Origin of the sequence: Burkholderia sp. BDU5, from assembly GCF_001522845.1 — a bacterium.
In the GTDB taxonomy this organism is placed as follows: Bacteria; Pseudomonadota; Gammaproteobacteria; order Burkholderiales; family Burkholderiaceae; genus Burkholderia; species Burkholderia mayonis.
The window spans coordinates 109,419-123,056 of the sequence record NZ_LOWC01000009.1; the positions used below are offsets into that span (position 1 = coordinate 109,419).

Genomic DNA, 13,638 nt, shown 5'->3' on the forward strand with positions numbered 1-13,638 from the left:
CGCGGCGCGCGGGGCGGCGCTGCTTTGCGGCGCCCCTTCGCGCGGCGTTGCGTTCCCGAACCGGCATGGAGCCGCCTCGCATGAAGCCATCCCGCCTGCTGCGCCGCGCTCGCGCTCGTCTGCGCTGCGGCGCGCGCCGACCTGACGGTCGGCGTCGATCTGTCGACGACGGGCCCCGCCGTGACGATCGGCCAGACCAGCAAGAACGCGATCCTGATGTGGCCGAAGACGATCGCGGGACAGAAGCTGCAGGGTGATCTGCTCGACGACGCATCCGACCCGGACGTCGCCGTGCGCAACATCCGCAAGCTCGCGACGGAGGACAAGGTCGACATGGTCGTCGGGCCGAACATCACGCCCGCGGCGCGCGCCACGCTCGATCCGATCGCCGCCGCCGCGCAGACGCCGATGATCACGCTGATCGGCTCCGGCTCGATCGTCGAGCCGCAGCAGGACAAGCGCGTGTGGGCGTTCAAGATGGCGCAGGGCGACCGCGCGATGGCCGACGTGCCGACCCGCTACACGGCGAACCACGGCGTGAAGACGGTCGGCTTCGCGGACAGCTACGGCGACAGCTGGCTCGACGAATTCACGCGCTTCGCCGGGCTGCGCAAGCTGAGGATCGTCGCGACCGAGCGCTACAACCGCACCGACACGAGCGTGACGGGCCAAGCGCTGAAGCTGATCGCGGCGAAACTGGGCGCGATTCTGATCTCTGGCGCGGGTACGCCGACAGTGCGGCCGCAGCGCACGCTGATCGTCGTCTATCTGAGCCAGTGAGCCGCCGCCCCGCCGCGCAACGAAGCAAAATGCGAAGGAAGCAGAATGCTTGCCGGCGTGGGGGATTTCGGTAATAATTCGCGTCTTCGCCGCGCGCAATCGCATGTGCGGCGCAGGTTTGCCCAGGTGGTGAAATTGGTAGACGCAGGGGACTCAAAATCCCCCGCCGCAAGGCGTGCCGGTTCGATTCCGGCCCTGGGCACCATCAAACATTCCTCGAAATTCCCGACCGGTCGCAAAAACCTTGATAAATAAAGGCGCAGAGGGAAATTTCGTTCCGAAAGAGTCCGGCTCGGTTCGTTGAAAGCCGGGGGTACGCAGGGGTACTTTTAGGGGTATGTCCTCGCTTCGAGGCTCCAACTAACGGAGATACCCCTGATGCCCTTGACCGATACGGCATCCGGACTGCCAAGCCCAGGCCAAAGATTCAAAAATTCTACGACGGCAACGGCCTGTTCTTGCAAGTCATGCCGAGCAGCCAAAAATACTGGCGGCTCAAGTATTACTTCGCAGGGAAGGAAAAGCTGCCTGCGCTCGGCGTATACCCCGACGTTTCGCTGGCCGTCGCTCGCAGAAAGCGCGACGAGGCGCGCGCTAAACTTGCCGAAGGCAATTGATCCAAGCGAAGCGAAGAAGATCGAGAAACGCACGGCCAAGCTGAACGCCGTCAACACATTCGAGGCAATTGCGCGCGCTTGGCTGGAAGATCGCAAGTCAAGCGTTGAGATGGGTCAGCATGAAAAGACGCTTGCCCGCATGGAAAACGATGTATTTCCGTGGCTTGGCAAGCGTCCAATCAAGGGAATCGACGCGCCAGAGATTCGGGAAGTGCTCAAGCGCATCGACAGTCGAGGCGCGCGGTACACGGCGCACAGCGTCCGCAGCGAAATCAGCCGCGTTTTCCGTTATGCGATCCAGAATGGCAAGACGAAACGGATTCGGCATCGATGCCGCTCGACATCATGCTGCTGCGCACCTTCCTCGAAGTCGTCGAGCATCACGGCTTCGCGCTCGCCGCCGAGCGCGTCGCGCTCACGCCGTCCGCGGTCAGCGGGCACATCAAGCGGCTCAAGCAGGCGGCGGGCGGCGGGCTGCTCGCCCGCGCGACGCGGCGCGTCGCGCTCACGCAAGCAGGCGAGACACTGTAGGCGTATGCGCGCAACATCGTCGAGATGGAGCGCGAAGCGCGCGCGGCTGCGCGGCTCGCCGCTGCACGGCCGGCTGCGCGTCGGCGCGTCCGAGGATTGCGCGGGCGCGTGGCTGCCCCAGGTGCTGCACGCGTTTCGCCGCCGGCATCCGCGGGCAACGATCGAACTGAAAGCCGGCATCACCGCGGATCTGCTGCGCCAACGGGCATCGGGCCGCGTCGACGTCGTGTTCGGCAAGCAATGCAGCCGAGTCGACGAAGCCGGCGAACTGTTGTGGGAAGAGCCGCTCGTGTGGGCATACGCGTCGGACGCCGCGCTCGACGCGGCCGGCGCGCTGCCGCTCGCGCTCTTTCCGGAGCCGTGCGTCTACCGCGAAGCGGCGACCGCCGCGCTGAGCGGCGCGCAGCGTCCTTTTCGCATCGCGTTCGAAAGCGGCAGCATGGCGGGCTGCGTGTCGGCGGCGCTTGCGGGATTCGCCGTCACCGTCGTCGCACGCAGCCAGCTACGCGACGGCTCGCGCGAATGCGGACCGGAAGACGGGCTGCCCGCGCTGCCCGCCGCGCACTTCTACGCGTTCTCGCGCCAGTCGACGCCCGCGAGCGCCGCGTTGATCGACGCGGTGCGGGAAACCGGGCGCCACAACCGGTTCGCGCCGACGAATTGACGCGCCTATGCGGACGAAAGCGCGTCGACTGCGACGTTCGTCTCGGCAATGAATCGCCAATACAAGGCGCGCCGAGGGAGATGCGCGATCGGCGATGAATCGATGAGAATCCGCGAATATGAAAAATAAGAAGACCGCACAAATTAAAAAAACAAGTCCCGGATATACTAGGATTTATCCATTAACAAGACATTTAAAGTCTCGTCAATTCATCTATGCGCGAGGTCAATCGTTTCTCCGAGATGGCGGTGTTCGTTCAGGTGATCGAGTCGTGTGGATTCTCTGCGGCGGGACGACGGCTCGACATGACGCCGTCGGCGATCAGCAAGTTCATTCAACGGCTCGAGACGCGGCTCGGCGTGCGCCTGCTGAACCGCACGACACGCAAGCTGCAGCTCACGCCGGAAGGCGCCGCGTTCTACGAACGCTGCGTGCGCATCCTCGATGACATCGCCGACGCCGAGCGCGAAGCGACGCGCGGCACGAGTCCGCAGGGACGCGTGCGAATCAATTCGCACGTGCCGTTCGGCAAGCGCCATCTGATGCCGCTTCTGCCCGAATTCCAGCGCCGCTATCCGGACATCACGCTCGACATCGTGCTATCGGATGCGGTCGTCGATCTGCTCGACGACCGCAGCGACATCGCGATCCGCTCGGGCGCGCTCGACGATTCGCGGCTCGTGATGCGCAGGCTCGGCGGCAGCCGGATGGTCGTCGTCGGCTCGCCCGCGTACTTCGAGGGCAGGGGCGTGCCGCAGACGCCGGATGATCTCGATCGCCACCATTGCATCGGTCTCAGCGGCAACACGAAGGCATGGCCGTTCGTCGTGGCGGAAGGCCAGCGTCTGCGGCCGTCGGGCGGCAACCTGCTGCTCGGCGACGGCGAGAGCATCCGCGAGGCAGCCGTCTCCGGGCTCGGGCTCGCACGGCTCGCGCGCTGTCACGTCGCGGAGGACATCGATGCGGAGCGCCTCGTGCCGGTGCTCGAAGCGTTCAATCCGGGCGACGAGGAAGAGATCAGCGCCGTGTTCGTCGGGCCGAGCGAACGTCTGCCGGCGCGCGTGCGCGTGCTGCTCGATTTCCTGAAAGAGCGGATCCGCATCGGATCGCGTGTGATCGACGATTGGGACGAGGCGCCGGCGGCCGGCACGCGCGCCACCGTCACGCAACTGCGCTGAGCGCGCTGCCGGTCGACGCGCGTCTCGGCACCCGTCGTCGCACCGCTGCCGCGCCTTCTTACGGCAGCGTTTCGATGCGGGACATATGGGCGAACGCTCGCCGAGCGCCGCCGGGCCGGTTCGCCGCGTCACGCGTTCAGCGCATCGCGCCGGCGGGCGAGATATCGAGATGCGAGAAGCATGAGCGATCCGTTTCGACGATCGCCGGCGCCGCCGCGGATGGCACACCCCGAATGCGCGGATTTATTTTTATTCGAATGCGCTTTAAATCGATTCGACCAGGCGACAAGAAACCGATCGATCCGGATTAATCGATTCCGCGCAACCGTATCGAATACGGATGATATCGAATGACGGATTCGGAAAAATCCGATTTCGGCAAATGCCGCGGCATGTTCGGATGCCGCGGCCGCACATTGCTTACTGCCTGCCGCTTATTTCACGGTGAACTGGTAGCTGCCCTGCGTGCGATGGCCGTCGGTCGCGACCGCAACCCACTTGACCGTATACGCGCCCGCCTGCAGCGGCTTGAGCGCGACCGACATGCGCTTGCGATCGGATGCGTCGACGACCGCCTTTGCGGCCGCGGCCGGCGCGCCCGCCGCGTCGACGACGACGATCGAGCTGAACGCCGGCTCGAGCGTTTCGGTGAAGCCGATCGACACGGCCTGCGGCGCGGCGACCGCGGCGTTCGCGGGCGGATCGGTCTTTTCGGGTTTCGCGTGCGCGAACGCGACGCTCGACAGCGTGAGCGCGAGCGCGGCGGCGAGGCCGCGCCGCGCGACGGAAGTCATCGTGGTCGTAGTTGTCATCGGGTACCTTTGTTCGAACGGGGGATTGCGGGCGCGCCGAGCGCGGCCGCGCGGCCCCGAGCTTACCAGTCCCGGCATGCGCTTGCGCTCGAGCGCGCCGCGACTGTTTGCCCGATCCGCGTTTGATACGCTTGGTACAATGCGCGCGCCATGGATCTCGAAAGCATTCTGTTTACGCAAGGCTTCGGGTCGCGCCGCCAGTGCCGCGCGCTCGTCGAAGCAGGGCGCGTCGCCGTCGGCGGCGCGACGTGCGTCGATGCGCACGCGTCGTTCGACACCGCCCATCTCGCGTTCGAAGTCGACGGCGTCGCGTGGCCGTACCACGCGCGCGCGTACGTCGTGCTCAACAAGCCGGCGGGCTACGAGTGCTCGCGCGAGCCGCAGCATCATTCGAGCGTCTTCAGCCTGCTGCCGCCGCAGTTCGCAGAGCGCGGCGTCCAGTGTGTCGGCCGCCTCGACCAGGACACGACGGGCCTCCTGCTGCTGTCCGACGACGGCCAGTTCGTCCACGCGTACACGTCGCCGAAGCGCAAGGTGCCAAAGACCTATGTCGCGACGGTGCGCCACCCGCTCGACGACGCGCAGCTCGACGCGCTGCGCGCGGGCGTGCTGCTGCACGGCGAGCCGAAACCGATCGCCGCGATCGCCGCGATCGCCCGAGGAGAACGACTCCTCGAAATGACGGTCGCCGAAGGGAAATATCACCAGGTGAAGCGGATGGTCGCGGCGGCGAGCAACCGCGTCGAGGCGCTGCATCGCGCGAGCATCGGCGGCTTCGCGCTGCCGGCGGATCTCGCCGAAGGCGCTTGGCGCTGGCTCGGCGAGCGCGATCTGGCTGCATTGCGCGACACGGCGAAAACCCTGTCAGGGTAAGCCCGGGCGGCGGCTGCGCGGCCATCCGAACCATGCTGCTTCGCAGCATGGCAGCGTCATCAAGCCTCGCTATACTCGAAACAAAACCACAATGGATTCCGGGTTTGGGGAGACATCATGACCATCAGCAATCCGATTGAAATTTCGTCCGTGATACTCGCGTTCGCGGCGCTCGGCGCGATCATGATCGGCGGGCTGCTCACCGCGATGCATCTGAAGCGCAAATATCATCCGAGTCTGATCGGCGCGCTGATCGGCGCGCTGCTGTGCTTCCTGCTGATCGAGGCGCTGCCGGCGATCACTTGATCGGGCGCGGCGCGGCCACGGTGCGCAGGAAATCATCGACGGTCGGATAGCGCAGCGCGACGCGCAATTCGCGCTTCATCCTCGCGTTCGCGAGCCGTCGCGACTCGCGCATGAACGACAGCAGCATCGGCTCGAGCTGCTGCTCCGCGTCGGCACGCGTGATGCGCGGCGGGTAGTGCATGCCGAACGCGCGCGCGACCTGCTCGAAGTAATCCCCCATCTTCAGCTCGGTGTCGTCGCTCGCATGGACGATCCGCGCGGGCTTGCCGCGCGTCGCGGCGCGCAGCAGGATCGACGCGAGATCGTCGGCATGGATGTGGTTCGTATAGACGTCGTCGGCCTCGACGAGGGCCGGCGTCCCCTTCTCGAGCCGCGCGAGCGGCAGCCGGTTCGCCGCGTAGATGCCGGGAATCCGCACGATGCGTGCGGACAGCGCGCCGCGCGCGGTCGCGCGGCGCAATTGACGCTCGGCCGACACGCGCCGTCGCGCGCGCGGATTCCCAGGCCGCACCGGACGCGTTTCGTCAACCCATGCGCCGCCGCAATCACCGTAAACGCCGCTCGTGCTCGCGTAGACGACGGCAGGACGCGACAGGGCGTCGGGTACAATACCCGTTGCCTGAAAAGGCGGCCAAGCCGATCTGGCGGCGGCCCGCCCCGCGCGCAGCCTGCCGTACGCCGGCGCGAACTGACGCGACGGCCGCCGCGGCGACGCGAGCGCGGCGACGAGCGCCTGCGTTCTGCGGTCGACTTCACCCGTCGCCTGCGGCGGCGCGAGATGCAGCACGACGCTTGCGAGACGCGCGATCCGTGCGAGCGTCGCGCGCTCGTCCAGATCGCCGACGACGGGCACGACGCCCGCCGCCCGCAGTTCAGCGCAGCGCGCCCGATGGCTCGTCAGCGCGACGATGCGCAAGTTCCGGCGCCGCGCGCGCAACTGCGCGACGCAACGCATGCCGACGTCGCCGCAGCCGACGATCAATACGCGCGGCCTGCGCAGGATTCGTGTCGCAATCATGGTGTATCGGTTGATCCGTAGGAATGCATTGTAGCTGCCGTGCACGCGTTGCACGGTCCCCACTTTTTGTTCTCAACGACTTATGGCTTTTAACGTAACTCTCAAGCAAAGCGGCCGGCAGTTCCAGGTCGAAACCGGCGAAACCGTGCTCGCGGCGGCGCTGCGTCAGAACGTCCATCTGCCCTACGGCTGCAAGAACGGCGCGTGCGGTTCGTGCAAGGGCACGATCTTGCAAGGCCAGTTCGAGCAGGGACCGCACTCCGCTTCAGCGCTGTCGAACGACGAGCGCACGCGCGGCCTCGCGCTGCTGTGCTGCTCGAAGCCGCAGAGCGACCTCGAAGTCGACGTGCGCGAGATCGCCGGCGTCGACGGCGTCCAGGTGAAGAAGCTGCCGTGCCGCGTCGCGGCGCTCGAGCGCCGCGCAGACGACGTGATCGTGCTGAGACTGCAGTTGCCGGCAAACGAGCGCCTGCAATATCTCGCCGGCCAGTACATCGAATTCATCCTGAAGGACGGCGCGCGCCGCAGCTACTCGATGGCGACCGCGCCGCACGAGGAAGGCCAGATCGAGCTGCACATTCGCCACATGCCGGGCGGCAAGTTCACCGACCACGTGTTCGGCGCGATGAAGGAGCGCGACATCCTGCGCTTCGAAGGCCCGCTCGGCACGTTCTTCCTGCGCGAGGATTCGGACAAGCCGATCGTGCTGCTCGCGTCCGGCACGGGCTTCGCGCCGATCAAGGCGATCATCGAGCACGCGCATCATCTGAAGCTCGGGCGCCCGATGACGCTCTACTGGGGTGCGCGCCGCAAGAAGGATCTGTATCTGCTCGACGTCGCCGAGCAATGGGCGAAGGAGATCCCGAACTTCGAGTTCGTGCCGGTGCTCTCCGAGCCAGACGCGAGCGACGCGTGGACGGGCCGCACGGGCTTCGTGCACCGCGCGGTGATCGAGGATCTGCCGGACCTGTCCGGCTACCAGGTGTACGCGTGCGGCGCGCCGGTGATGGTCGAATCCGCGCAGCGCGACTTCACGCAGCACCACAGCCTGCCCGCCGACGAGTTCTATGCGGACTCGTTTACGAGCGCTGCGGACCTCGCCCACGCCGTCTGAGCGCCGCGCGGCCTCGAAAAAAACCGCCGCGACACAGAATTGTCGCGTCGCAGCGGTTTACTTGGGGCCGCGTGATGCCTTATGCTTGCGCACATGAACCGCTTCCAGTCCTCCCTCCGACGTCGCCGCTCGCCGCTCCGCACGGATGCCGCCGGCTCGTCACGGACTCGCGCGTAACCGCTTCCTCGTTACGCGAAAGCTGTTCGAATCACCAAGCCACGGCGTCCCGTGGCTTTTTTTATTGTCTTTTCGCCGACCGCGCCCTGGAGCTTGCCGCTATGCCGCTGAACGATTTTCCGATCGACTCGCTGATGTACATCACGAACCGCCCCGACATCGTGTTTACGCACGGCAAGGGCTCGTGGCTCTACGACCACACCGGCAAGCGTTACCTGGACTTCATTCAGGGTTGGGCGGTCAACTGCCTCGGCCACTGCAACGACGGCCTCGTCCAGGCGCTGCAGGCGCAAGCGGAGAAGCTGCTCAACCCATCGCCCGCGTTCTACAACGAGCCGATGGCGAAGCTCGCGAGCCTGCTCACGCAGCACAGCGTGTTCGACAAGGTGTTTTTCGCGAACAGCGGCGCGGAAGCGAACGAAGGCGCGATCAAGCTCGCGCGCAAATGGGGCCGCAAATTCAAGAACGGCGCGTACGAGATCATCACGTTCGACCACAGCTTCCACGGCCGCACGCTCGCAACGATGTCCGCGAGCGGCAAGGCCGGCTGGGGCACGATCTACGCGCCGCAGGTGCCGGGCTTCCCGAAGGCCGAGATCAACAACATCAACTCGGTCGAGAAGCTGATCAGCGACAAGACCGTCGCCGTGATGCTCGAGCCGATCCAGGGCGAAGGCGGTGTGATCCCGGCGTCGAACGAGTTCATGCGGCAACTGCGCGCGCTGACGAAGCAGCACGATCTCCTCCTCATCGTCGACGAAGTGCAGAGCGGCTGCGGCCGCGCGGGCACGCTGTTCGCGTACGAGCTTGCGAACATCGAGCCGGACATCATGACGCTCGGCAAGGGCATCGGCGGCGGCGTGCCGCTCGCGGCGCTGCTGTCGAAAGCGGACGTCGCGGTGTTCGAGGCAGGCGACCAGGGCGGCACCTACAACGGCAACCCGCTGATGACGGCGGCCGGCCACGCGGTGATCTCGCAGCTCGTCGCGCCGGGCTTTCTCGAAGGCGTGCGCGCGCGCGGCGAATACCTGAAGCGCAAGCTGCTCGAACTGTCGGACGAGCGCGGCTTCGAGGGCGAGCGCGGCGAAGGCCTGTTGCGCGCGCTGCTGCTCGGCAAGGACATCGGCCCGCAGATCGTCGAGAAGGCGCGCGACATGCAGCCGGACGGCCTGCTGCTGAATGCCGCGCGTCCGAACCTGCTGCGCTTCATGCCGGCGCTCAACGTGACGAACGAAGAGATCGACCAGATGATGGCGATGCTGCGTTCGGTGCTCGACTCGCTCTGATCGCCCATGTCGACCGCGCTCGTTGCCGACGACGTCGCGATCCGCCCGTTCGAGCACGGTGACACCGATGCCGCGCTCGCCGTGTGGCGCGATGCGTTTCCCGCGTACTCGGACGCAAGCACGCCTCATCGCGATCCGCGGCGCTCGATCGAGCTCAAGCTCGCGACGCAGCCGGAGCTGTTCTTTGTCGCGATCGCCGGCGGGAGGGTCGCCGGGACCGTGATGGCTGGCTACGACGGCCACCGCGGCTGGCTGTATTCGCTCGCCGTCGAGCGCGGCGCACGGCGGCTCGGTATCGGCCGTGCGCTGCTCGCGCACGCGGAAGCGGCGCTCACCGCGCGCGGCTGCCCGAAAGTGAACCTGCAGGTGCTGCCCGGCAACGACGACGCGTGCCGGTTCTACGAAGCGCTCGGCTATTGCGCGGAAGAGCGGATCTCGTTCGGCAAGCGGCTCGCGGCGGATTGAGGCTGCAAACGCGGGCAGCGCGCCGCCGGACTGCGCGGCGCGCCCCGCCCTCGTCCGGTCACCACGGCGCGTGCGGCCCCGAGCAGGTGCCGGTTGACGTGATTCCCCACCTGCATGCCGGCCGACGCGCCACCGCAAGCGCACGCCCCTTCCCGCCGCTTGCGTCTCGCTACGAAATCGGCCCCGCGCCCGGCAACGGATTGCCGAGGCTGTCGGTCGGCACCGCCTGCTGCTCGAACGCCGCGAAATACGCGGCCCACTGCTCGCCGCCGAGATCGACGAGAAGCGCGCCGTCCTGCCACACGTCGTTGTGGTCGTTCGCGTCGTCGCCCGCCTGATGCAGAAAATGCGTGCCGGCCGATCCCTGATTCATATGCGTGTCGTGAATCCCGTTGCCTTCGACATACGTGCGCCCGAATACGTACAAATCGAGATTCTGCTGACGCGCGGCGTCGACGAGCCGCAACACCGACGGAATCGGTTCAGGATGCTCGGTGCCGTCCATCACGTCGCTGACCCGCCACGCCCCCGTTTCGCTCAGGACGTCGCTGCGCACGTAGTCGAGCGCCGGCAACGCATCGCCGTTCGTCAGGTCGGTGTAGCCCTCCGCGGCGGCGGCGAGCGTCTGCGTGAGCGGATGATGAAAATCGTAGACGAGCTTGTACTTGAGCAAGTCGTCCGCGTCGCTGGTGCCGACATTGATCGCGACGTCCCAGTCGCCGTCGGGCAACGCGAGCGTCAGGTGGACGTGATACTGCGTCTCGTTCGCGCGCCCCACCGCCTTCAGACTCGCGACCGCTTTGATCTTCGCTTTCACGAAACCGTAATCGAGGCTCATGTGCGTCTCCGTTCAATGGCGGCGCGCACATTGTGCCCGAGCTGCGTGTCGGTTTTCGGTATGCCGATCAGCGAACGCCGCGCGTCGCGCATCGAGGCCTCGGTCGGGCACGAAAGCCGACATCGCACGTCGCTTCGAGTGCCGCAGTCAGCGGCACGCCATCGCACTCAGCCGCCCCCGATGCACACGCCGCGCCGATGCACAAAACAAAAAGCCGCCGCGGCGAACCGTGGCGGCTTCCTGAAAATCACGCCGCGCGAACCGGCGCGCGGCAAGCGTCGATCGTGCTTACTCGCCCAGATACGCGGCGCGCACCTTCGGATCGTCGAGCATCTGCTTCGCATCGCCCTCCATCGTGACCGTACCCGAATCCATCACGTAGCCGCGGTCGGCCGCCTGCAGCGCGAGACGCGCGTTCTGCTCGACGAGCAGCACCGTGATGCCCTCCTTCGAGATCGTGCGCACCACTTCGAAGATCTTCTCGACCATGATCGGCGACAGCCCCATCGACGGCTCGTCGAGCAGCAGCAGCTTCGGCTTGGAGAGGATCGCGCGCGCCATCGCGAGCATCTGCTGCTCGCCGCCCGACAGCGTGCCCGCGAGCTGCGTCGCTCGCTCCTTCAGGCGCGGGAAGAAGCCGAACATCCGGTCGACATCCTTCTTGATCCCGTCCGTGTCGTTGCGCAGATACGCGCCCATCTGCATGTTCTCGACGATCGACATCCGCGCGAAGATCCCGCGGCCTTCCGGCACCATCGCAAGGCCGCGCTTCAGGAGCTCGTGCGGCGGCACGCCCTTGATCGACTGACCGTCGTACTCGATGTCGCCCGCCGAGTACGGTTTGAGACCCGTGATCGCCTTCATCGTCGTCGTCTTGCCCGCGCCGTTCGCGCCGATCAGCGTGACGAGTTCGCCCTGACGGACTTCCATGTCAACGCCCTTGACGGCCTGGATGCCGCCGTAGTTGACTTGCAAGCCCTTGATTTTCAACATTGCCGCTGCCATCAGTGCACCCCTGCGCCGAGATATGCCTCAATCACCTTCGGGTTCTTCTGCACGTCCTGCGGCAGACCCTCGGCGATCACCTTGCCGTAATCGAGCACCGTCATGCGGTTGCACAAGTGCATCACGAGCTTCACGTCGTGCTCGATCAGCAGGATCGTGCGGCCGTCCGAGCGGATCTTGTCGAGCAGGCGCGTCAGCTCGACCTTCTCTGTCGCGTTCATGCCCGCCGCCGGCTCGTCGAGCGCAAGCAGCTTCGGATCGGTCGCGAGCGCGCGCGCGATTTCCAGCCGACGCTGATGGCCGTACGACAGGTTGCGCGCGGTGTAGTCCGCGTACTGCAGCACGCCGACGTAGTCGAGCAGCTCGATCGCGCGCTCCTTGATCTCGCGCTCTTCCTTGCGCTCGGCGGGCGTCTGGAACACCGCGCCCAAGAGGCCGTGCTTCGTGCGCACGTGGCGCCCGACCATCACATTCTCGAGCGCCGTCATTCCGCCGAACAGGCGGATGTTCTGGAATGTGCGCGCGATGCCCGCCTTCGCGACCTGGTGGACCGCGGTCGGTGTGTACGTGTCGCCGTCGAGCCGGAACTCGCCGGAGTCGGGCGTGTAGAGCCCCGTGATCACGTTGAAGAACGTGGTCTTGCCCGCGCCGTTCGGGCCGATCAGGCCGTAGATCTCGCCTTCCCGGATCTCGAGGCCGACGTCGGACAGCGCCTGCAGGCCGCCGAAGCGCTTGTTCACGCCTTTGACGGACAGTCGAATTTGTTCGCTCATTACCTTTTCTCCTGTGTCGACCAGCGTCGTTTAAGCGCGCACCGGCTTCTTGCCGCCGCGCTTCGCCAGCTTCGCGATTCGGTCTTCATGCTTCGGCGCGGGCCACAGGCCTTCCGAGCGATACAGCATGATGATCACCATCGCGAGGCCGTAGAGGCCCTGGCGGATCACTTCCGTATCGATGACGTCGTGACCGAACAGCATGTGCTGCAGCGGGCTCATCGTCGAGCGCAGGAATTCGGGGAACACGGCGAGCAGTACCGCGCCGAGGATCACGCCGGGAATGTGGCCCATGCCGCCCAGCACGACGCAAGCGAGCACGACGATCGACTCCCAGAACGTGAATGATTCCGGCGACACGAAGCCCTGGAACGCGCCGAACATCGCGCCCGACAGGCCGCCGAACGACGCGCCCATCGCGAACGCGAGCAGCTTCACGTTACGCGTGTTGATGCCCATCGCCTTCGCAGCGATCTCGTCCTCGCGGATCGCGGCCCACGCGCGGCCGATCCGCGAATGCTGCAGGCGCGTACAGACCCAGATCACGAAGAGCGCGCAGATCACGAACAGGTAGTAGTACATGTAGACCGACGGCAGCGAGAACCCGAAGATCTCGTGCGTCTGCGCGAGGTTGAAGCCCGCGACATTGACGGGATCGATGCCCGTGATCCCCTGCGGCCCGTTCGTCACGTTGACCGGACGGTCGAGATTGTTCATGAAGATCCGCACGATCTCGCCGAAGCCGAGCGTCACGATCGCGAGGTAGTCGCCGCGCAGACGCAGCGTCGGCGCGCCGAGCAGGATGCCGAAGAACGCGGCGAGCGACATCGCTATCGGCACGATCACGAAGAACGGCACGTGCAGGCCGCCCGGCAGCAATTGCGCGATCCAGTCGAAATGCGACGTCAGGTGCGGCGAGCTCAGGAGCGCCGCGGTGTACGCGCCCACCGCGTAGAACGCGATGTAGCCCAGGTCCAGCAGGCCGGCGAAGCCGACCACGACGTTCAAACCCAACGCGAGCATCACGTACAGCATCGCGAAGTCGAGCACGCGCACCCAGTAGTTGCCGCCCGCCGCGCCGATGAGGAGCGGCGCCGCGACGACGAGCGCCGCGGTCAGCACGCCGATGGTGACGGTCTTCGCGGTGTGGCGCTCTTCGACGAGCGAAGCCGACGTTTCGATCGGTTGAATGGATGTCATG

General features: G+C 66.1%; 12 protein-coding genes, 1 tRNA gene and 3 pseudogenes. 10 read left to right on the top strand and 6 right to left on the bottom strand.

Going from position 1 to position 13,638, the window contains the following annotated elements; translation table 11 throughout:
• Positions 1-93 precede the first annotated feature (93 nt).
• The 5 genes and pseudogenes from WS69_RS02455 to WS69_RS02480 all read left to right on the top strand — a co-directional run.
• Positions 94-759: pseudogene (locus WS69_RS02455) on the top strand (ABC transporter substrate-binding protein); the annotation flags it as partial.
• Positions 760-900: 141 nt separating this feature from the next.
• Positions 901-985 (top strand) — tRNA-Leu (locus WS69_RS02460).
• 173 nt (positions 986-1,158) lie between these two features.
• A pseudogene (locus WS69_RS29880) lies at positions 1,159-1,713 on the top strand (tyrosine-type recombinase/integrase); the annotation flags it as partial.
• Positions 1,714-1,727: 14 nt separating this feature from the next.
• A pseudogene (locus WS69_RS02475) lies at positions 1,728-2,592 on the top strand (LysR substrate-binding domain-containing protein).
• A 215-nt stretch (positions 2,593-2,807) separates the two neighbouring features.
• Positions 2,808-3,770, top strand: a complete 963-nt coding sequence (locus WS69_RS02480; protein ID WP_059469234.1) for a LysR family transcriptional regulator — start codon at positions 2,808-2,810, stop codon at positions 3,768-3,770.
• Positions 3,771-4,204: 434 nt separating this feature from the next.
• Here WS69_RS02480 and copC read toward each other — a convergent pair whose 3' ends face one another.
• Complete coding sequence (copC, locus tag WS69_RS02485) at positions 4,205-4,582, bottom strand: copper homeostasis periplasmic binding protein CopC (RefSeq protein ID WP_059469235.1); 378 nt, start codon at positions 4,580-4,582, stop codon at positions 4,205-4,207.
• Between the two features lie 150 nt (positions 4,583-4,732).
• On the opposite strand from copC, the gene WS69_RS02490 reads away from it, so the two are divergent.
• Together WS69_RS02490 and WS69_RS02495 are read left to right on the top strand one after the other, a co-directional pair.
• Entirely contained in the window at positions 4,733-5,455 is a 723-nt protein-coding gene (locus tag WS69_RS02490; protein WP_059469236.1) for a pseudouridine synthase, read from the top strand.
• A 117-nt stretch (positions 5,456-5,572) separates the two neighbouring features.
• Entirely contained in the window at positions 5,573-5,761 is a 189-nt protein-coding gene (locus tag WS69_RS02495) for a hypothetical protein (protein WP_010102128.1), read from the top strand.
• On the opposite strand, the gene WS69_RS02500 is transcribed toward WS69_RS02495, so the two are convergent.
• On the bottom strand, positions 5,754-6,833 hold the full coding sequence (locus WS69_RS02500) for an NAD-dependent epimerase/dehydratase family protein (RefSeq protein WP_059469298.1): 1,080 nt from the start codon (positions 6,831-6,833) through the stop codon (positions 5,754-5,756). The two genes, WS69_RS02495 and WS69_RS02500, sit on opposite strands and share 8 nt — an antisense overlap.
• A 28-nt stretch (positions 6,834-6,861) precedes the next feature.
• On the opposite strand from WS69_RS02500, the gene WS69_RS02505 reads away from it, so the two are divergent.
• The 3 genes from WS69_RS02505 to WS69_RS02515 all read left to right on the top strand — a co-directional run bounded on the left by WS69_RS02505 (position 6,862) and on the right by WS69_RS02515 (position 9,821).
• Positions 6,862-7,893, top strand: a complete 1,032-nt coding sequence (locus WS69_RS02505; protein WP_059469237.1) for a CDP-6-deoxy-delta-3,4-glucoseen reductase — start codon at positions 6,862-6,864, stop codon at positions 7,891-7,893.
• 278 nt (positions 7,894-8,171) lie between these two features.
• Positions 8,172-9,356: an acetylornithine transaminase gene (locus tag WS69_RS02510; protein ID WP_059469238.1), complete on the top strand. Its 1,185-nt coding sequence runs from the start codon at positions 8,172-8,174 to the stop codon at positions 9,354-9,356.
• 6 nt (positions 9,357-9,362) lie between these two features.
• The gene (locus tag WS69_RS02515) at positions 9,363-9,821 is read left to right on the top strand and encodes a GNAT family acetyltransferase (protein WP_059469239.1); all 459 of its coding nucleotides are present in this window, start codon (positions 9,363-9,365) and stop codon (positions 9,819-9,821) included.
• A gap of 169 nt (positions 9,822-9,990) precedes the next feature.
• Here WS69_RS02515 and WS69_RS02520 read toward each other — a convergent pair whose 3' ends face one another.
• From WS69_RS02520 to WS69_RS02535, 4 genes are all read right to left on the bottom strand, one after another.
• Positions 9,991-10,659: a DUF2278 family protein gene (locus WS69_RS02520; protein WP_059469240.1), complete on the bottom strand. Its 669-nt coding sequence runs from the start codon at positions 10,657-10,659 to the stop codon at positions 9,991-9,993.
• A 288-nt stretch (positions 10,660-10,947) separates the two neighbouring features.
• Positions 10,948-11,664, bottom strand: coding sequence for an ABC transporter ATP-binding protein (locus WS69_RS02525; RefSeq protein ID WP_059469241.1), 717 nt, complete (start codon positions 11,662-11,664; stop codon positions 10,948-10,950).
• On the bottom strand, positions 11,664-12,437 hold the full coding sequence (locus WS69_RS02530; protein ID WP_059469242.1) for an ABC transporter ATP-binding protein: 774 nt from the start codon (positions 12,435-12,437) through the stop codon (positions 11,664-11,666). The genes WS69_RS02525 and WS69_RS02530 overlap by 1 nt, the downstream gene beginning before the upstream one ends.
• 30 nt (positions 12,438-12,467) lie before the next feature.
• On the bottom strand, positions 12,468-13,637 hold the full coding sequence (locus WS69_RS02535) for an ABC transporter permease subunit (protein WP_059469299.1): 1,170 nt from the start codon (positions 13,635-13,637) through the stop codon (positions 12,468-12,470).
• Between the last annotated feature and the right edge of the window lies 1 nt (position 13,638).